The 16,990-nt window shown below is 65.9% G+C and carries 18 protein-coding genes, 1 other RNA gene and 1 riboswitch; of the genes, 10 read left to right on the top strand and 9 right to left on the bottom strand.

Translation table 11 applies throughout. From position 1 onward, the window contains the following. The first annotated feature begins 25 nt into the window (after positions 1-25). Entirely contained in the window at positions 26-970 is a 945-nt protein-coding gene (locus R2N16_RS14685; RefSeq protein WP_316666475.1) for a LysR family transcriptional regulator, read from the top strand. A gap of 14 nt (positions 971-984) precedes the next feature. Continuing rightward, positions 985-1,887 (top strand): prolipoprotein diacylglyceryl transferase, encoded by a 903-nt coding sequence (gene lgt / locus R2N16_RS14680; protein WP_316666474.1) that lies wholly within the window; start codon positions 985-987, stop codon positions 1,885-1,887. A 66-nt stretch (positions 1,888-1,953) separates the two neighbouring features. Here the strand turns inward: lgt and R2N16_RS14675 are convergent, their stop codons facing one another. The 5 genes from R2N16_RS14675 to R2N16_RS14655 form a co-directional block, all read right to left on the bottom strand. Further along, positions 1,954-2,655 carry an SIMPL domain-containing protein gene (locus tag R2N16_RS14675; protein WP_316666473.1) on the bottom strand — a complete coding sequence of 234 codons (702 nt, stop codon included), beginning with the start codon at positions 2,653-2,655 and terminating at the stop codon, positions 1,954-1,956. Positions 2,656-2,749: 94 nt separating this feature from the next. Beyond that, positions 2,750-3,220, bottom strand: coding sequence for an EVE domain-containing protein (locus tag R2N16_RS14670; RefSeq protein WP_316666472.1), 471 nt, complete (start codon positions 3,218-3,220; stop codon positions 2,750-2,752). 141 nt (positions 3,221-3,361) lie between these two features. Next, positions 3,362-3,581: non-coding RNA, 6S RNA (gene ssrS, locus R2N16_RS14665), on the bottom strand. 215 nt (positions 3,582-3,796) lie between these two features. Then, positions 3,797-4,114 (bottom strand): cell division protein ZapA, encoded by a 318-nt coding sequence (locus tag R2N16_RS14660; RefSeq protein WP_092972874.1) that lies wholly within the window; start codon positions 4,112-4,114, stop codon positions 3,797-3,799. A gap of 2 nt (positions 4,115-4,116) precedes the next feature. Beyond that, positions 4,117-4,437: a hypothetical protein gene (locus R2N16_RS14655; RefSeq protein WP_045202842.1), complete on the bottom strand. Its 321-nt coding sequence runs from the start codon at positions 4,435-4,437 to the stop codon at positions 4,117-4,119. A 168-nt stretch (positions 4,438-4,605) separates the two neighbouring features. Next, positions 4,606-4,856, top strand: a riboswitch (cobalamin riboswitch). 240 nt (positions 4,857-5,096) lie between these two features. Between R2N16_RS14655 and R2N16_RS14650 the strand changes: the two genes are divergently transcribed. The 7 genes from R2N16_RS14650 to cobC are packed head-to-tail and all read left to right on the top strand — an operon-like array spanning position 5,097 to position 11,833. Continuing rightward, positions 5,097-6,983, top strand: coding sequence for a TonB-dependent receptor domain-containing protein (locus tag R2N16_RS14650; protein WP_316666471.1), 1,887 nt, complete (start codon positions 5,097-5,099; stop codon positions 6,981-6,983). Beyond that, positions 6,980-7,990, top strand: coding sequence for a FecCD family ABC transporter permease (locus R2N16_RS14645; protein ID WP_316666470.1), 1,011 nt, complete (start codon positions 6,980-6,982; stop codon positions 7,988-7,990). Before R2N16_RS14650 ends, R2N16_RS14645 begins: the two co-directional genes overlap by 4 nt. Further along, the gene (locus R2N16_RS14640) at positions 7,987-8,832 is read left to right on the top strand and encodes an ABC transporter ATP-binding protein (RefSeq protein ID WP_316666469.1); all 846 of its coding nucleotides are present in this window, start codon (positions 7,987-7,989) and stop codon (positions 8,830-8,832) included. The genes R2N16_RS14645 and R2N16_RS14640 overlap by 4 nt, the downstream gene beginning before the upstream one ends. Further along, complete coding sequence (gene cobO, locus R2N16_RS14635) at positions 8,822-9,442, top strand: cob(I)yrinic acid a,c-diamide adenosyltransferase (protein WP_316666592.1); 621 nt, start codon at positions 8,822-8,824, stop codon at positions 9,440-9,442. Before R2N16_RS14640 ends, cobO begins: the two co-directional genes overlap by 11 nt. Then, positions 9,442-10,497 carry a nicotinate-nucleotide--dimethylbenzimidazole phosphoribosyltransferase gene (gene cobT, locus R2N16_RS14630; protein WP_316666468.1) on the top strand — a complete coding sequence of 352 codons (1,056 nt, stop codon included), beginning with the start codon at positions 9,442-9,444 and terminating at the stop codon, positions 10,495-10,497. The genes cobO and cobT overlap by 1 nt, the downstream gene beginning before the upstream one ends. A 2-nt stretch (positions 10,498-10,499) precedes the next feature. Then, the gene (locus R2N16_RS14625; protein WP_316666467.1) at positions 10,500-11,264 is read left to right on the top strand and encodes an adenosylcobinamide-GDP ribazoletransferase; all 765 of its coding nucleotides are present in this window, start codon (positions 10,500-10,502) and stop codon (positions 11,262-11,264) included. Then, positions 11,255-11,833 carry an alpha-ribazole phosphatase gene (gene cobC, locus R2N16_RS14620; RefSeq protein WP_316666466.1) on the top strand — a complete coding sequence of 193 codons (579 nt, stop codon included), beginning with the start codon at positions 11,255-11,257 and terminating at the stop codon, positions 11,831-11,833. The genes R2N16_RS14625 and cobC overlap by 10 nt, the downstream gene beginning before the upstream one ends. Positions 11,834-11,846: 13 nt before the next feature. Here the strand turns inward: cobC and R2N16_RS14615 are convergent, their stop codons facing one another. From R2N16_RS14615 to cobU, 4 genes are read right to left on the bottom strand one after another with little or no spacing between them, the layout of a single operon-like run. Then, on the bottom strand, positions 11,847-12,803 hold the full coding sequence (locus R2N16_RS14615; RefSeq protein WP_316666465.1) for a cobalamin-binding protein: 957 nt from the start codon (positions 12,801-12,803) through the stop codon (positions 11,847-11,849). Positions 12,804-12,818: 15 nt separating this feature from the next. Continuing rightward, complete coding sequence (gene cobD / locus R2N16_RS14610) at positions 12,819-13,826, bottom strand: threonine-phosphate decarboxylase CobD (RefSeq protein ID WP_316666464.1); 1,008 nt, start codon at positions 13,824-13,826, stop codon at positions 12,819-12,821. Further along, a complete protein-coding gene (gene cbiB / locus R2N16_RS14605; protein ID WP_316666463.1) occupies positions 13,823-14,803 on the bottom strand; it encodes an adenosylcobinamide-phosphate synthase CbiB in 981 nt (326 codons plus the stop codon). The genes cobD and cbiB overlap by 4 nt, the downstream gene beginning before the upstream one ends. After that, positions 14,800-15,375 carry a bifunctional adenosylcobinamide kinase/adenosylcobinamide-phosphate guanylyltransferase gene (gene cobU / locus R2N16_RS14600; RefSeq protein WP_316666462.1) on the bottom strand — a complete coding sequence of 192 codons (576 nt, stop codon included), beginning with the start codon at positions 15,373-15,375 and terminating at the stop codon, positions 14,800-14,802. The genes cbiB and cobU overlap by 4 nt, the downstream gene beginning before the upstream one ends. Positions 15,376-15,436: 61 nt before the next feature. Between cobU and R2N16_RS14595 the strand changes: the two genes are divergently transcribed. Next, positions 15,437-16,933: a cobyric acid synthase gene (locus R2N16_RS14595; protein WP_316666461.1), complete on the top strand. Its 1,497-nt coding sequence runs from the start codon at positions 15,437-15,439 to the stop codon at positions 16,931-16,933. Positions 16,934-16,990: the final 57 nt, after the last annotated feature.

Genomic DNA, 16,990 nt, shown 5'->3' with positions numbered 1-16,990 from the left:
GTCGAAAAAAATATCAATCGCCGATATGGATTTGCGCCAGCTCCGCTACTTCGTGACCGTTGCCGAGGAATTGCATTTCGGGCGGGCCGCCGAGCGGCTTTCGATGACGCAGCCACCGCTGTCGCAGCAGATTCGCGCGCTGGAGGATGAACTGGGCGTCACGCTGTTCCACCGCACGCAGCGCTCCGTGGCGCTGACGCCCGTCGGTGCGCGCTGGCTGGTCGAGGTGCGGCGTGTGCTGGCGGAGGCGAATGCCTTGCCTGCGCTGGCGCAGCGGCTGGCGCGCGGAGAGGTCGGCTCGCTATCGCTATCTTTCGTCAGCACCGCTGATTACGGCATCCTGCCTGACTTGCTGCGGCACTTTCGCGATGCGCGGCCTGACGTGCAGCTGCTGCTGCGCGAGGCCACCAGCGATGTGCAGATCGAAGCGCTCCTGGCCGGTGACGTGGACGCCGGCGTCGTGATCGCGCATCACGCGGGCTCGGTGCCGGGTGAACTGGAATACCGCCCGCTGGTGCGCGAGCGCCTCGTGCTGGCGGTGCCCGCGTCGCGTGCCGCGCAATGGGGCGTGGCGCCGGGCCAGCCGATTGCGCTGGCGGACGCCGCGGCCGAATCGCTCATCATCTTCCCGCGTCGGTCCGCGCCTGCGCTGTATGACATCATTACCGGCTATCATGCCGCGCACGGTGGCCGGCCGGGAGAACCTGGGGCTGCCACGCGCATCGGCCAGGAAGCCATCCAGATGCAGACCATCGTCAGCCTTGTCTCCGCCGAGATGGGGGTCGCGCTGGTGCCGGCATCGCTATGCAACCTGCAGCGGACCGGCGTGGTCTATCTCGAACTTGCCGCGCCAAGCCCGTTCATCGAGACCGGGCTGGTGTGGCGGCGCGATGCAGCTTCGCCGGTGCTGCCGTGGTTCCTGACCAGTGCTGAAGCCGTCGCCGAACTGCAAGAAGACAACCAAACCTGAAACCCACAGGATTCATGCTCATCCATCCGCAATTTGACCCCGTCGCCCTGCATCTGGGGCCGCTCGCCATCCGCTGGTACGGCCTGATGTATCTGGCGGCGTTCATCATGTTCCTGTGGTTCGGCCGGCTGCGTACGCGCCAGCCGCACATCGCCGCCGAAGGCTGGAGCAGCCGCGACCTTGACGACATGCTGTTCTACGGCGTGCTGGGCGTCATTCTCGGCGGGCGCCTGGGCTACGTGCTGTTCTACAAGCCCGAGTGGTACTTCGCCCACCCGTTCGACATCTTCAAGGTTTGGGAAGGTGGCATGGCGTTCCACGGCGGCTTCCTCGGCGTGGTCGTGGCGATGATGTTGTACGCGCGCATGCGCGGTCGATCCTGGATGCAGGTGACCGACTTCATCGCGCCGATGGTGCCGTGCGGGCTCGCAGCGGGCCGCCTCGGCAACTTCATCAACGGCGAGCTGTGGGGTCGCGTATCGTCGCCCAATCTGCCGTGGGCGATGATGTTCCCGCAGGCGCAGGGCGAAGACCGGGAGTGGCTGCTCTCGCACGCGCAAGAGGCGGTCACCAGCGGTGTGCAGGCCCTGTTCGACCAGTACCACATGCTGCCGCGCCATCCCTCCCAGCTCTACCAGTTCCTCGGTGAGGGCGTGCTGTTCTTCATCCTGCTGTGGCTGTATGCGCGCAAGCCGCGGCCGATGGGCGCGGTGTCGGGCGCATTCCTGCTCGGCTACGGCGTGTTCCGCTTCGCTGCGGAATTTGCACGCGAGCCGGACAACTTCCTCGGCCTGCTGGCGGCGAACCTGTCGATGGGGCAGTGGCTGTCGCTGCCGATGATCCTGATCGGCATCGCAATGCTGGTCTGGTCCTATCGTCGTGCGGGCAACGGTGCGAAAAATCGGGCGCATGCCTGACGCTGCTACCGCACAAAGAAAAAGCCACCGAACTTCGGTGGCTTTTTTCATGGAGCGCGTCGCGGCTTACTTCAACATCTGCACGGCGCCGGAAACGGTCACCGTCACCTGTGCCTTGCCGCCCTCGATGGGCACTGGCGCCGAATCGTACGACGCCGGCGCTGCCGCCATGCGCATCATCGGGCGGGGGCCCGGGTTGTTGCTGCCCTCGCTCACATGCACGTCGCGGATCGTGTAGCTCGTGTAGCCGAACAGCTTGGTGGTCGTCAGTGCCTTGTCACGGAACGAATTCACGGCCTGATCGATCAGCTTGGCTTCCGCCGCCGTCCGTGCCTCGCGCGAGAGCGTGAAGTTCACGTTCTGCACCTGCATCTGGTTGGCCAGTTGGCCCGCCAGCTTGGATGCCGCAGCAAAATCCTTCGACGTGATGCGCACTTCCGCACGGCCGCGCCAGACGCTGATCTTGCCGTTGCGGTCGGTGTTCGGATAGATATTGAAGCCGCCCGTTTCCGCTTGCACGCCGGACGTGCGCTTCGCCTGGTTGATCACCTCATCGGCCTTGCGCGACAGTGCCGTGGAGATCGCGCCCGGGTCCGCCCCTTCCTGCTCGGCGCTCAACGTGAGCGTGACGGTGTCGGTCGGTACTTCGGCCACGGCCTGCGCATCCAGCGACAGCACGCCAGAATGATTCGTCTCAGGAGCGGCTTGTGCGAAGGCAGTCGTCATCATCGCAGTCCCCAGAATGGTTGCGGCCAGGACAGATTTCATTGTGTTCTCCCAAAAAAACAATGTGATGCGTCTGACTGGCTGATACGCGCATCGTTCATCACGTTTGTAACAATTCCCTGCCGATGCCCGCCATTCACCCAGGATCGCGCATCAATTGGGTGGTGATGTAACGCCACTGGGCTGGCGTAACTGGCGTGATCGACAGGCGGTTGCCGCGTTGCAGCACCGTCATGTCGGCGAGGGGTTCCTGCGCACGTAGCGTCGGCAGATCGATCAGCGCGCATTTGCGCACGAACCTTACGTCGACGAGCATCCAGCGCGGCGCTTCCGGTTTCGATGCGGGGTCGTGGTAATGGCTCTTGGCGTCGAACTGCGTGGGATCTGGGTAGCTGGTCGAGCAGACTTCGGCCAGCCCCGCGATGCCAGGCTGCGGACAGGACGAGTGGTAGAACAGCACGCCGTCGCCGATGCGCATGCGGTCGCGCATGAAGTTGCGCGCCTGATAGTTGCGGACGCCGGTCCAGGGCAAGGTGCCTTCGGTCTGCAGCGTGTCGATGCTGGCCTCGTCGGGCTCGGACTTCATCAACCAGTATTGGGCGGCCATGGTGCGCGACGTGCGGAAGTGACGGTGTGTGCAGCATAGCAACACGGCCGCGGCCTTGCCATTGGCGACGCGGCAACGGCGGGCGCGTTGCAGATGGCAAAGAAAAAGGCGGTAGCGCACATGTGCACTACCGCCTTTTGTTGGGTCCCCACCTTGGCCGCTAGACCCGCATCCTGAACCCAAGTGAGGTTCAGAGTGGCAGCGGAAGCCGCATTTTGGGTACATCACCGGCGCAGGGAGCCCACGACTTGCGTCGCACGCTATGCGCTGGAAGACGCGCTCGCCCACACGGCATATCCCGCACCAAGCAATGCTTATCGGTTCAAGGAATTAATGGCCATGGCGAACCAGGCAGGGAAACTGTCAGACGTATCATCACGCGGTGTTTTGAGCGCATGGCGATGCGTCTGAGAGATTCATCGCAGGCAACTGTTTTTCTCTACCCTACAGCCGCTAAAGCCTTATGTTGTAAGGGTTTGCGGGAGATGACGGAAGCCATTGGGTGACACTATACACCCGTTCGCATCCGAACCCAAGCCCGGATGCGATCCGGTTACAAACACGTTTTGACCTTCGCTAAATGACTTCGCCGTACTGGCGCAGCGCCTCGTCAGTGCGGGCATTCAGGTCGGCCAGTTTGGCGCGAATCGTGTCGATCGGCAGGGCGGAATCGGATGCGGCCTGGCGTTGCATCGACAGCAAATCCGACGCGATGCTGATGGCGGCCATCACGGCGACGCGCTCGATGCCCTTGGTGTTCGAGCCGTTCTTGATGCGCGTCATCTGGTTGTCGACCATGGCTGCGGCTTCACGCAGGGCGGCTTCGTTATCGACTGAGACGGCAAACTTGTAGGGCTGCCCGGCGATGTTGACTTCAATCTGCTTGCTGCTCATGCTTAGGTCTCCGAATGCGGGGCGGGGGCGGCCGTTGTTTCATCGGCGCCGGCGGCCTGGCCGAGGAGGTCAAGCTGGCGCGCGTCGGTGGCCGTGGGCAGCTTGTCGAGAATCGATTGGATGCGCAGTTGCGCTTCTTCGATCTTGGCATTGAGCACGCTGCGATCGGCTACCATCGCGTCGCGCTCGGTCTTGGAGGCCTCGGCTTCCGCCTGAAGCCGCTCGACTTCGGCGCGCAGGCGCTGGTTCTCGGCGGCTAGCGCATCGGCGTGACGCAGCACGCGCGCGATCTTGCCGGCAAGTTGTTCGAGTTCGTTCAGCATTGGGTGTCAATCAGAATCGAGTGGGGGGGATTTTAGCCGATCATGCGCGTCGCGCCTGTCCTCCATACGGATGCGCAATATGCGGCGGCAGGGGGCGACGCACGGGGCACAACGGGCAGGGGGTGTGTTTTTACCGCGAATGCGGCGGGTTTGGCGCGCCTTTTCCGTTAAACTTCGCGGCGTCCTGGTGCCCGCAGCACCATCTGCAGTTAAACGGGAAGCAGGGAGCGCGCGCCCCAAGCGACGCGCCAACCTGCGCTGCCCCCGCAACGGTAAGCGAACGCCGCGTGTGCCCGCCATCTCGCCAAGAAGAAGATGGGCGCCGCGCGGTCTGTCCATACGCCACTGTTCCTTTGGGAATGGGAAGGCGGACAGGCCGCTTCGCCAGCCCGGATACCGGCCAGGACGGTGGATCTCTGCGAATCAGTTCACGATCCTGCCGCGCGGCCCGATCTTGGCCCTGTGATACTCGCCGTACCCATGTGCGGCTGTGTTTCTCGGGCCAGCCTCGGACCGCTCGCTACGGATCGCGAACCGGTTCTAAGCCGATGTGAGGGAACCGCATCGAGATCCTGCTGCCAGCGACCCGCGGGGGAACGGGTCCGGCTGACGCTTCTTGTCTTTTCAACATGAGCTTGACTACAAAGCGGCCACTCCGGATGCCCCGGACGGCCATGCGCGCGCTTGCCAGCGCACTAACGGGGGTCATGGCAGGTGCGGTTGCGCCGGCCTGGGCACAAAGCAATACACAGGCAGCCAACACGCCTGCGGGCGAACTGAACCCGACGGTGGTGACGGCCTCGCGCAGCGAGCAGCCCCTGTCGGATGCACTGCCGCACACGACCGTGATCAGCCGCGCCGATATCGAGCGCTCGCAGGCGCCGGACGCCGTGACGCTGCTGCGCCGCGAGGCCGGCGTCGAAATCGCGCAGAACGGTGGTCCTGGCACCAACGCCAGCCTCTTCATGCGCGGTGCCGGTTCCAATCAGACGCTGGTTCTGATTGACGGTGTGCGCGTGGCTTCCGGCACCTCGGGCGGTGCGCAGATCGGGCAGTTGATGTCTGATCAGATCGATCACATCGAGGTCGTGCGCGGCAACGTGTCCGCGCTGTACGGCTCGGATGCGATCGGCGGCGTGGTGCAGATCTTCACGCGCAATGGCAAGGGGCATGCGCCTTTGGCCAACGCGGAAATCGAATACGGCGCACGCAACACCAAGCGCGCGCAGGCGGGTATCAGCGGCTCGCTGGGCGAGAACGGCGACACGTCGTTCGCGGTGTCGGTGTCGGAGTTCAAGACCAACGGCTTCTCGACGATCAACCCGCTGCAGGCGCCCAAGGCCAACCCGAACGACAACCCGTACACGAACAAGAGCGTGTCGGCGCAGTTGTCGCATCGCTTCTCCGCAGACTGGCAAGCGGGCCTGACGTACTTCCAGACCTGGGGCGATGTCAGCTACGACAACGCCTTCGGCAAGCCGACGGATATCAACGTTGCGCACAACGTGGTGCGCTCGATGTCGGCCTACGTGGACGGCAAGGTGACGCAGGACTGGAAGACGCGCGTGACGCTGTCGCAGGGCGATGACCGCAGCTTGAATTACACGAACGGCGTGCTGCAGGTGCCGGCGCGCTTCAACACGCGCAATCAGACGGCGAGCTGGCAGAACGATTGGGCTTTCATGCCGAATCAGTTGCTCAAGGTCGGCCTGGAGCATTTGCAAACCAGCATCGACAGCGATGCCTACAACGTGCCCACGCGCAACGTCGATTCGGCCTACATCGGTTACGAAGGCAAGTTCGGCCCGCACCAGTTGCAGTTGAACGTCCGGCGCGACCGCTACTCCGACTTCGGTGGCGCCAACAGTTACTACGCCGGTTACGGCTTCGCGTTCAACCCGCAATGGAAAGCGGTGGCGAGCGTGAGCAATGCGTTTCGCGCGCCGAGCTTCAACGAGCTGTACTACCCGTTCTTCGGCAACCCGAACCTGCAGCCCGAGAAGGCGCGCTCGGTGGAAGGCGGCGTGGAATACAGCAGTGCGATCGGCCTGGTGCGCGTAACGGCGTTCGAGACCGATTACAGCAACCTGATTACTGCCGTATGTGACGCGGACTTCAACTGCTCCGCGGCGAACGTCAACCGCGCGCGCGTGAACGGGCTGGAGACGTCGTACAGGGGTTCGATCTATGGCGTGGATCTGCGTGCCAGCTTTACCATGCAGAACCCGCAGGATTTGTCGGCCGACCAGTTGCTGTCGCGCCGGGCACGGCACTTCGGCAGCGTCTCGGCGTACAAGACCTTCGGTCCGTTCTCGGCGGGCGTGGAGTGGAATGCGGCGGGTGACCGTCAGGATTCGACCAAGACGCTTGGCGGCTATGGTCTGCTGAACTTGATCGGCCGCTACCAGATCACGCCTGACTGGGCAGTGTCGGCACGCGTCGAGAACGTGACGAACAAGAACTACCAGTTGATCTATCCGTACAACACGGCGTCGCGTGGGGTGTTCTTCACGCTGTCGTGGCAACAGCACGAACCGAAGCGATGACAACATCTGCGCTGCCCGCACGCGTTTTTGCCTGGCGACTGTGGTTGCTGCTGGCGCTCGCGTGCGTGGTGGTGCTGGTGGCGTCGTTGATGCTCGGCAGTGTCAAGCTGTCGCCCGCTGAAGTCTGGCGGGCTCTGATGGGTGGTGGCGATAGCCTGGCAGCAGGCATCGTCACCGAATTGCGCCTGCCGCGTGCGGGCGCTGCATTTGCTGCCGGCGGGCTGCTGGCCTTTGCCGGGGCGCTCATGCAGATGCTGCTGCGCAATCCGCTGGCCGATCCGTATGTGCTGGGTGTGTCCGGCGGCGGGGCCGTGTCGGCGCTCACGGCGATGTTGTTCTCGCTGCCGTGGTGGGCGGTGCAGACGAGCGCCGGCGCCGGAGCATTGCTGTCGATGGCGCTGGTGGCGGCGTTGGCGCGTCAGCACCTGTGGCGCGGTGAACCCGGCGAGGCCAATGCGCGCTTGCTGCTCGGCGGCGTGGTGATGGCCTCCGGCTGGGTCGGCCTGATCACGCTCATCTTGACCGTCGCGCCCGAGAACAAACTGCGCGGCATGATTTTCTGGATGGTCGGCGACCTGGGTGGCGCCGATCGTTACGCGGGCGCATTGATGGCGCTCGTGGTGGCGGTGGCCGTGGTGTTGCCGCATGCGCGCGACCTGAACGTGCTGCTGAGCGGCGAAACCCGCGCCCGTGCGCTAGGTGTGCCGGTGGCGCGCGTACGTGCGCTGATCTACGTGGTGGCTTCGCTGTGTACGGCGGTGGCAGTGACCATTGCGGGCTCGGTCGCCTTTGTCGGCCTGCTGGTGCCGCACATGGTACGCCTGGCGTGGACACGCGACGTGCGCATCCACTTGCCGGCCACGGCGATGGCCGGCGGCGGGCTGCTGATGCTGGCCGACCTGATCGCCCGAACGCTGATCGCCCCAACGCAACTGCCCGTGGGCGTGATCACCACCATGCTGGGCGTGCCGACGTTTCTGTACCTGCTGATGCGGAGCGCGCGATGAGCTGGTTGCGCCCTGCACGTCGGGCCTCCGTATCGGATGCATTTGCGCACTTGGACGCAGCGCCCGAACTCGCGCTGCACGATCTGCGAGTGGCTACCGATGGGCGCGTGTTGATCGAGCGGTTGTCGATGACGGCCACCGCCGGCCAACTCTGGTGCGTGGTCGGACCGAACGGCGCGGGCAAGTCGACATGGCTCTCCGTGCTGGCGGGCCTGCGTTCGCCGGACGGCGGCAGCGTTACGCTCGACGGTGTACCGCTTGCCGATTGGCCGGCGCTGGCGATGGCGCGTCGGCGCGCGTTTCTGCCGCAGACCTTGCATGACACGTTCCCCATCAGCGTGTACGACGCCGTGATGACCGGCCGCCACCCGCATCTCGCGCGCTGGGAGTGGGAGGGCGACGCCGATGCACGCGCCGTGGATGCAGCGGTGTCTGCGCTGCAGTTGCAGTCGCTGGCGCAACGCGATGTGCGCACGCTTTCCGGCGGTGAACGCCAGCGCGTGGCGATGGCTGCCGTGGTGGCGCAGGAGGCGCGCGTGCTGCTGCTTGATGAGCCCGTCGCGCACCTCGATTTGCATCAGCAGATCGCCGTGCTCCGCCTGCTGCGCGAGGGCTGCCGCATGCACGGCTGGCTGGTCGTACTGACGGTGCATGACTTGAACCTCGCGCGCCGCTTCGCTACGCACGCGCTGTTGATGGACGGCGAAGGGCAGACCACTGCCGGCATCGCGGCCGATGTGCTCACGCCCGAGCACTGCGCGCGCGTGCTGCGCACTCCCATTGCCGAGGTGGCCGACGGCCGCCGCACGGCCCTGATTCCTGATGACCCCGATGATGACTGAAGACAACAACGATGGTCTGAACGAGCGCCACCGCTCACGCATGCAGCGCAAGAAGGCTGTGGTGGACGCCAAGATTGCCGCCGCCACCGACGTGCGCGGCGTGCTGCTCGTCAACACCGGTAACGGCAAGGGGAAATCCAGCTCCGGCTTTGGCATGGTGATCCGCGCCATGGGGCACGACATGCAGGTCGGCGTGGTGCAGTTCATCAAGGGCGCGATCCCGACCGGCGAAGAGCGTTTCCTGCGGCGCTTTCCCGAACAATGCAGCTTCCACGTGATGGGCGAGGGCTACACGTGGGAGACGCAGGACCGCACGCGCGACATTGAAAAGGCGCAAGCTGCGTGGGCCTGCGCACGCGAGCTGCTGAGCGATCCGACCGTTGGCCTGGTGCTGCTGGATGAACTGAACATCGCGCTCAAGTATCACTACCTTGACGTGCAGACCGTGCTTGCCGATTTGCGTGCGCGCCCGCCAGCGCAGCACGTGGTGATTACCGGGCGCGGTGCGCCGCCCGAACTGATCGAGGCTGCGGATACCGTGACCGACATGACGCTCGTCAAGCATGCGTTTTCCCAAGGCATCCAGGCGCAGCCGGGAGTCGAACTGTGATGAACCCAATGCATATTCCGCCATTTGATGATGCGCTGCGCGCGCGCCTGCAGGCCGCTGTCGACAGCAAGACCAAGCCGCTCGGCGCACTGGGCCGGCTTGAATCGCTGGCCGTGCAGATCGGCCTGATCCAGAACACCGACACGCCGCAGCTGACGCGCCCCGCCATGGTGGTGTTTGCCGCAGACCACGGCATCGCCCACGCCGGCGTGAGCGCATACCCTCAAGCCGTGACCGCGCAGATGGTGCTCAACTTCATCGCGGGCGGTGCCGCCGTCAATGTGTTCTGCCGCCAGCATGGGTTTGCGCTGGAGGTGGTGAACGCTGGTGTCGCTGCACCGTTGTGGGCGGCAGATACGCCGGGCTTGGTCGATGCGCCCATCGGCCCCGGCACGCGCAACTTTGCCGACGAGAATGGTCGTCAAGCCGCCATGACCGCCGACGAGCGCGACCGTGCCATGGCACTCGGCGCGCAGCGCGTGGCACACCATGCAGCACTCGGTACCAACGTGATCGCGCTGGGCGAAATGGGCATCGCCAATACGGCATCCGCCGCGTGCCTGATGGCGCGGTTATGCGCTCTGCCGGTCGCGCAGTGCGTTGGCCGCGGCACGGGCCTCGACGATGATGGCCTGGCCCACAAGCGTGCCGTGCTGGAAGCTGCGATGGCCAAGCATGCCGACGTACGCGAGCCGCTGGACGTGCTCGCGTGCTTCGGCGGCTTCGAGGTTGCGGCGATGACGGGGGCGGTGCTTGAGGCAGCGCAGCGGCGCATGGTCATCCTCGTCGACGGGTTTATCGCCACGGCCGCTGTGCTGGTGGCGGCGCACGTGGCGCCCGACGTGTTGCGCTATTGCGTATTCGGGCATGTGTCGGACGAGCGCGGGCATCGCGCGTTGCTGGAGGTGCTTGATGCGCGGCCGCTGCTGTCGCTGTCGTTGCGCCTGGGCGAGGGCAGCGGTGCGGTACTGGCGTATCCGGTGGTCGTGTCGGCCGTTGCGTTCCTGCGCGAGATGGCGACCTTCGCCAGCGCAGGCGTGAGCGAGCGCTCATAGCCATGAACGCCTTGCGCGAACATTGGCAGGCGCTGTGGACGGCGGTCGGGTATTTCACCCGCATCCCCGTGCCGGCGTCGGTCGGGTTCTCGCAAGCGGGGTTGAATCGGGCGGCGCGCTACTTTCCGCTGATTGGCTGGTTGGTGGGCGCGGTGGCGGCCGCGGTGTATTGGCTCGTGTCGCGCACGGTGCCTGCGGCAGGTGTGGCTGTCGCCATGTCGATGGTGGCTACGCTGTTGCTGACCGGCGCGTTTCATGAGGACGGTCTGGCCGATTGCGCCGACGGCTTTGGCGGTGGCTACACGGCTGAAGACCGGCTGCGCATCATGCACGATTCGCGCATCGGCGCGTTCGGGGCGATTGCCGTGTGCATGGCGTTGCTGCTGAAGTGGCAATTGCTGAGCGCGATGGCGTCGCATGGCATGGCCATCCTCGTTGCAATGGTGGCCGCGCATGCTGCAAGCCGCGCGGCGGCCGTCAGCTACCTGCTCACACACGACTACGTCCGCGCCGAAGGTAAGGCCAAGCCGGTTGCGCAGCGCATGCGATGGAGCGATGCTCTATGGGCCGGCGTGTTCGGTGTTGTACCGCTGCTGTGGTTCGGGCCGATGTGCGCGGCGCGCGTTGTCGTTGGCTTGATCGTTGCGCGCTGGCTGCTGGGTCGCTACTTCGTGCGTCGCATCGGTGGCATCACGGGGGATTGTCTGGGGATGGCGCAGCAGATTTTCGAGCTGCTGACTCTGTGGGGGGTGCTGGCATGGATGTGATCCTGATCCGCCACGCGCGGCCTGCCATGACCGCCGGTCTCTGCTATGGCCGCACCGATCTGGAACTGGCTTCGCCGATGGACCCCGACCCTGCGGCCATCGTCGAGAAACTCACCGCCCACACACCGCTTCGTCTGCTGGCGAGCCCGTTGCAACGCAGCCGCCTGACCGCCGAAGCCATGGCGCAGGCAGCTCAACTGCCCGCCATCGAAATCGATGCGCAATTGATGGAACTCGATTTCGGCGCCTGGGAGGGCTGCCAGTGGGATGACATCCCGCGCGCGCAAATCGACCTCTGGGCGCGCGATCTCGTGCACGGCAATCCGCATGGCGGGGAATCGGCGGCGGCGTTGCTGGCGCGCGTGACGACCTGGGCCAAGGCAACCACCGCGATGCCCACGTCTTGCGTGTGGGCGGTGACGCATGCCGGCTGTATGCGTGCGCTGGCGGCGCACTGGTTGCAACGGCCGTTGGCCGAGACGCTGCAATGGCCGTTGCAATGGGGGGCAGCCTGCGGCTTTCGCGTGCAGCCCGACGCGTTGCCGGTGCTGTTGTTCTGGAACCGTTGACTGGCGACGCGGTTTAGCGGCCCAGAGCGTTCGTGGTTTGCGAACCCGGGCGCCGCATGCGGGCTTGTTCCAGGTCTTCGCACAACAGCGTTGCCGCGTCCACCAGGCGCGGGCCGAAGCGGTTGATCAGGTCACCATTGATGCTAAAGAGGTTGCTGCGCTGCACGGCCAGCAATTGCGGCCAGCGCTTCCAAGCGTCGAGCGTATCGATCGGGCGGCTGCCTTGCGTGGCGCCCATGCTGGCGGTCAGCAGCACTTCGGGGTTGGCTGCGATCACGGCCTCGGGCGAGACGGTCGGCACCAGCAAGGGCTCGCTGGCAAACACATTGCGGCCGCCGCACAGCGCCAGCATGTCAGAGAAGATGTGCTGCCCGTTGAGCGTCATCAGCGGCTGTTCCCATACCTGATAGAACACCGAAACCGGCGGCCGGCTCGCGTAGCGCTGGCGCAGCGTATCGGTGCGCTGGCGGAACTGCTGGGCCGCGTCGTGTGCGCTGGCGCGGGTATCAAGCAGTGTGCCGAGTGCCTCGATCGAGCGGGGAATATCGCTCATGCGATGCGGCTCGGAGAAGAACAGCGGAATGCCCAGCGCACGCAGGCGGTCGATCTGCTTTTGCGCGTTGCCGTGGCGCCAGACCACCACCAGATCGGGCTTGAGGGCGGCGATGCGCTCCAGATCGAGCGAGCGGTTATCGCCCACGTGCGGAATGTCGCGTGCCGGCGGCGGATAGTCGCTGTAAGCCACGGTGCCGACGATGCGTGCACCGCCGCCGGCCGCGAACAGCAGCTCGGTCGCATGCGGCGCGAGGCTGACGATGCGTTGCGCGGGGCGCTGCAGCGTAACGGTGGCACCGCTATCGTCTGTGACGGAGATGGCGGCAAGTGCCCGCGCGGGAGCGATCGTGAGCGCAAGTACGGTGAAACCCAGTGCACAGAGGCGACGGGCGAGACGAGAGAGGCGAGCTGGCATCGGGGGGGGGGCAGGTCAGACGGAGCGCGACAGCGATGCTAGCGCATCGGCAAGGCGTTGCCATCCGGTCTCATCCGGGGGCAGGCCGAAGCGCAAGCCGCAGACGGGCGCATCGAACAGGCGGGTCCAGATGCCCAGACGCGCCAGGCTTGCATGCAGCGCCGGCGCATGCGGGGCGGGTGCCCAGGCAAACAGCGGCGTGGCGGCATTCGGCAGGCCGTGGCGATCAAGCAACGCCGAGAGCCGCGCGCCCGCGCGCTGCAGGTGCGCGCGCGTGGAAGCTTGCCAGGCAGTATCGGCCAGCGCCGCACGCACTACGGTATGGGCCGGGCCGTTGACGGTCCAGTGCCCCAACGCCTCGCGCAGCGCGGTCAGCAGGTCCGGCGCCCCCAGCGTGAAGCCGATGCGGGCACCCGCCAGGCCATAGAACTTGCCGATCGAGCGCAGCACGACGAGCCCGGGCATTCCAGCCAGCGACGCCAACGTGGGGCCATCGTCCAGCGCTTCGATAAAGGCCTCGTCCACGATCAACGTACCGCCGCGCGCATGCAGGCGCGTGTGCCAATCGCGCAGGGTTTGCGCGGGCAGCACGCGTGCCGTCGGGTTGTTCGGGTTGACGACAACCAGGTGCTGCACGTCATTTGGCAGCTCGCCGAGGAAGGCGCCCTCAGGCAGCGGTACGACGTCGTGGCCGGCGCGCGCAAAAGCTGGGGCGTATTCGCTGTAGCCCATCTGTGCAATGCCAGCACGCCCGCGCGGCAACAGGGTCGGCAGCATGCGGATTGCCGCCTGCGAACCCGCAACCGCCAGCACGGCACGCGCATCGGTCACGCCGTAGTGCGCGGCGGCCTGAGCTTCGAGGCCATCGTCTTCGGGCAGGCGCAACCAGGCATCGGGTGGAATCGGCGGGATGGGATAGCCGTGTGGGTTGATGCCTGTGGACAGGTCCAGCCAACCGTCGGCCGGCGCTCCGTACAGCGCGCGTGCCGCCGCGAGATTGCCGCCGTGGACGATACCGCTCACAGCAAGCCCCACTTCAAGGCCGCGACCAGGCACAGTACGCCGAGCCACAACCACAACGTGCGCGACACCAGCGTCAACGCACGCGCGATATCCGCTGCGGTCGCGGGCGCGCCGGTGCCGAGCGGCGGACGCGCTTCTTCCACGCCTTCGTAGCGGGCGGCTCCCCCCAACTGAACGCGCAGGCTGCCCGCGCCGGCGGCCATCACCGGGCCCGCGTTGGGGCTCGACCATTGCGGGGCCTGCGTGCGCCAGCAGTGCAGCGCATCGGCGGTGTGGCCGAGCAGGGCGTAGCTCATTGCCGTGAGTCGCGCGGGAATCCAGTTGAGCACGTCGTCGATGCGCGCGGCCGCCCAGCCAAAGCCGGTGAAGTGCGCATTGCGGTAGCCCCACATAGCATCGAGCGTGTTGGCCAACCGATACAGCAGCACGCCGGGTGCGCCCGCCACCACGAGCCAGAACAGCGGCGCGAAGACGGCATCGCTGCCGTTCTCCAACGCAGACTCCACGGCCGCCCGCGCGATGGGCTCGTCGGTGGCTTGTGTGAGATCACGCGAGACGATGCGCGAGGCGAGGGCGCGTGCGTGGGGCAGATCCGCATTGCGCAACGCAAGCGCAATCGGCGCGATGTGGTCATGCAAGCTGCGCGCGCCGATGGAGAAATACAGCGCGATGGCATCAAGCGCTACCACCAGCCATGGCGACGCAGCACGCGCCATGACGACGAGCCATCCCGCGAGCAGCACAAACGGCAACACGGTGACCACCCATGCGACGAGACCGACGACGCGCGACCAGGCCAACGCAGCGGGTGTGCGGTTCATGCTGCGCTCAATCGCTGTGGCGAGGCGCCCGAAGCCGACCAGCGGATGCCAGCGCGGCACCTCGCCGAGTCGCTGATCGAGCAGCACGCCGCCGAGCGCGGCCAGCGTCACGAGCAGCCACCCGAGATCGAATACACCGCCCGACGGCGCGCTCACGTGGCTGTGCCGAGTGCCGGCCCTTTCACCACCATCGGTATGCCGGCCACCAGCAGATGCACGTTGTCGGCCAGTGCGGCGAGGCGTTGGTTCAGACGGCCCAGCTCATCCACGTAGAAACGCGTGACGGCGCCCATCGGTACCACGCCCAGGCCGATCTCGTTGCTCACGAGGATGACCTCGCCGGGCAGCAGTGGCAGGGCGGTGAGGAGCGCGTCGATCTCGGCCGTCCAGGCTTCGGGCGGCGTGACGAGGCCCGTGTCGGGGTATTCATGATGCTCTGAGAAGAGCAGATTGTTGAGCCACAGCGTCATGCAATCGACCAGCACACAGCCACCGTGCTGCGCATGCGTGTAGAGCGCTTCTGCCAGGTGCACGGGCTCTTCTACCAGCCCCCAATTGGCCGGACGGCGCGCGCGGTGCAGGGCCACGCGCAATTGCATCTCTTCATCGTCCTCGCCGGCGGTGGCGACGTACGTGACTGGCCCCGCGCATTGCAGCGCGAGCTGTTCGGCATGGTGGCTCTTGCCCGAGCGGGCACCACCGAGGACGAGTGTGAGGCGGCGTGACATTCCAGCATTCTAGCGAGGGCGCAGCAGCCAGGCACCATAAAGCGGGTGCGATAATCCGCGCATGTCGAAAGCTCCATTTCCTGTGCCGCCGGGCCCGCTTCGAGGCACGCTGATGATCCAGGGCACCACGTCCGACGCCGGCAAGAGCACGCTGGTCGCCGGCCTGTGCCGCGTTGCACATCGCGCCGGTGTGCGCGTGTCGCCGTTCAAGCCGCAGAACATGGCGCTCAACAGCGCCGTCACCGCAGACGGGGGCGAAATCGGCCGCGCCCAGGCGTTGCAGGCGCAGGCTGCAGGCGTTGCACCCACGGTCGACATGAACCCCGTACTGCTCAAGCCCAACAGCGACACCGGCGCGCAGATCATCATCCACGGTCAGCCGCGCTGCGATCTCGATGCCCGCGCATATCACGACTACAAGCCCACCGCCATGGCCGCCGTGCTTGAATCGCACATGCGGCTGCGCGCGCAGTACGACCTCGTGCTGGTGGAGGGCGCCGGCAGCCCGGCCGAGATCAACCTGCGCGACCGCGACATCGCCAACATGGGTTTTGCCGAAGCCGTCGATTGTCCCGTCGTGCTCGTCGCCGACATCGATCGCGGCGGCGTCTTCGCGCACCTCGTCGGCACGCTCGCCTGCCTGTCGGACAGCGAACGCGCGCGCGTGGCAGGCTTCATCATCAACCGGTTCCGCGGCGACCTTTCATTGCTGACGCCGGGGCTCGACTGGCTGACCGCGCAGACGGGCAAGCCGGTGTTTGGTGTGCTGCCATATCTGCATGGCCTGCATCTCGACGCAGAAGACGCGGTGCAGACGGTGCAGCGCGCAGTCTCGGCCGATGCGCTGCGCGTCGTCATTCCGGTATTGCCGCGTGTATCCAACCACACCGATTTCGATGCGTTGCGCGCGCACCCGCAGGTGGATGTCCGCCTGGTCGGCCCTGGCCAGCCGATTCCGCCGGCCGACCTCATCATCCTGCCCGGCAGCAAGAGCGTGCAGGCCGACCTCGCCTGGCTGCGCGCCAATGGCTGGGAAGCGGCCATCGCGCGGCATCTGCGCTATGGCGGCAAGCTGATCGGCATCTGCGGCGGCATGCAGATGCTGGGGCGGCGCTTGCATGATTCGCATGGGCTGGAGGGTGCACCCGGCAGCGTCGAGGGTCTCGGCTATCTCGATTTTGAGACCACGCTGGAGACGGCCAAGCAGTTGCGTCAAGTGCGCGGGACTTTGGCCGAAAACGGTGCGGCCATCGCCGGCTATGAAATCCACATGGGCGTAACCGAGGGGCCGGCACTCGCCCGCCCCGCCGTACAGCTCGACGATGGCCGCGCAGATGGCGCGATCTCGGCCGATGGTCAGATCTTCGCCACGTATCTGCATGGCCTGTTCGATGCGCCCGAGGCGTGTCGCGCGCTGCTTGCCTGGGCCGGCGTGCGTGATGCGCAGGCGCAGGACTACGCCGCATTGCGTGAGGCATCGCTGGAACGTCTAGCCGACACATGCCAAGCGCATCTGGACCTCGCCGCGCTCTTCGGGGCGCTGCCACGTGCGGGCTGAGCCATAATTGGCGAATGGGCAGATTCTCTGGGTGATCGAATCTGCACATGGTTCGAC

The sequence above is a fragment of the Ralstonia psammae genome (assembly GCF_958405935.1).
GTDB classification, from domain to species: Bacteria; Pseudomonadota; Gammaproteobacteria; order Burkholderiales; family Burkholderiaceae; genus Ralstonia; species Ralstonia psammae.
The sequence above is the reverse complement of the archived record's forward strand: the minus strand, read 5'-3'. Positions and strand labels throughout refer to the sequence as shown.

Coding starts and splice junctions, on each gene's coding strand:
- R2N16_RS14685 (WP_316666475.1), top strand. CDS start 26: ATGGATTTGCGCCAGCTCCGCTACTTCGTGACCGTTGCCGAGGAATTG.
- lgt (WP_316666474.1), top strand. CDS start 985: ATGCTCATCCATCCGCAATTTGACCCCGTCGCCCTGCATCTGGGGCCG.
- R2N16_RS14675 (WP_316666473.1), bottom strand. CDS start 2,655: ATGAAATCTGTCCTGGCCGCAACCATTCTGGGGACTGCGATGATGACG.
- R2N16_RS14670 (WP_316666472.1), bottom strand. CDS start 3,220: ATGGCCGCCCAATACTGGTTGATGAAGTCCGAGCCCGACGAGGCCAGC.
- R2N16_RS14660 (WP_092972874.1), bottom strand. CDS start 4,114: ATGAGCAGCAAGCAGATTGAAGTCAACATCGCCGGGCAGCCCTACAAG.
- R2N16_RS14655 (WP_045202842.1), bottom strand. CDS start 4,437: ATGCTGAACGAACTCGAACAACTTGCCGGCAAGATCGCGCGCGTGCTG.
- R2N16_RS14650 (WP_316666471.1), top strand. CDS start 5,097: ATGCCCCGGACGGCCATGCGCGCGCTTGCCAGCGCACTAACGGGGGTC.
- R2N16_RS14645 (WP_316666470.1), top strand. CDS start 6,980: ATGACAACATCTGCGCTGCCCGCACGCGTTTTTGCCTGGCGACTGTGG.
- R2N16_RS14640 (WP_316666469.1), top strand. CDS start 7,987: ATGAGCTGGTTGCGCCCTGCACGTCGGGCCTCCGTATCGGATGCATTT.
- cobO (WP_316666592.1), top strand. CDS start 8,822: ATGATGACTGAAGACAACAACGATGGTCTGAACGAGCGCCACCGCTCA.
- cobT (WP_316666468.1), top strand. CDS start 9,442: ATGAACCCAATGCATATTCCGCCATTTGATGATGCGCTGCGCGCGCGC.
- R2N16_RS14625 (WP_316666467.1), top strand. CDS start 10,500: ATGAACGCCTTGCGCGAACATTGGCAGGCGCTGTGGACGGCGGTCGGG.
- cobC (WP_316666466.1), top strand. CDS start 11,255: ATGGATGTGATCCTGATCCGCCACGCGCGGCCTGCCATGACCGCCGGT.
- R2N16_RS14615 (WP_316666465.1), bottom strand. CDS start 12,803: ATGCCAGCTCGCCTCTCTCGTCTCGCCCGTCGCCTCTGTGCACTGGGT.
- cobU (WP_316666462.1), bottom strand. CDS start 15,375: ATGTCACGCCGCCTCACACTCGTCCTCGGTGGTGCCCGCTCGGGCAAG.
- R2N16_RS14595 (WP_316666461.1), top strand. CDS start 15,437: ATGTCGAAAGCTCCATTTCCTGTGCCGCCGGGCCCGCTTCGAGGCACG.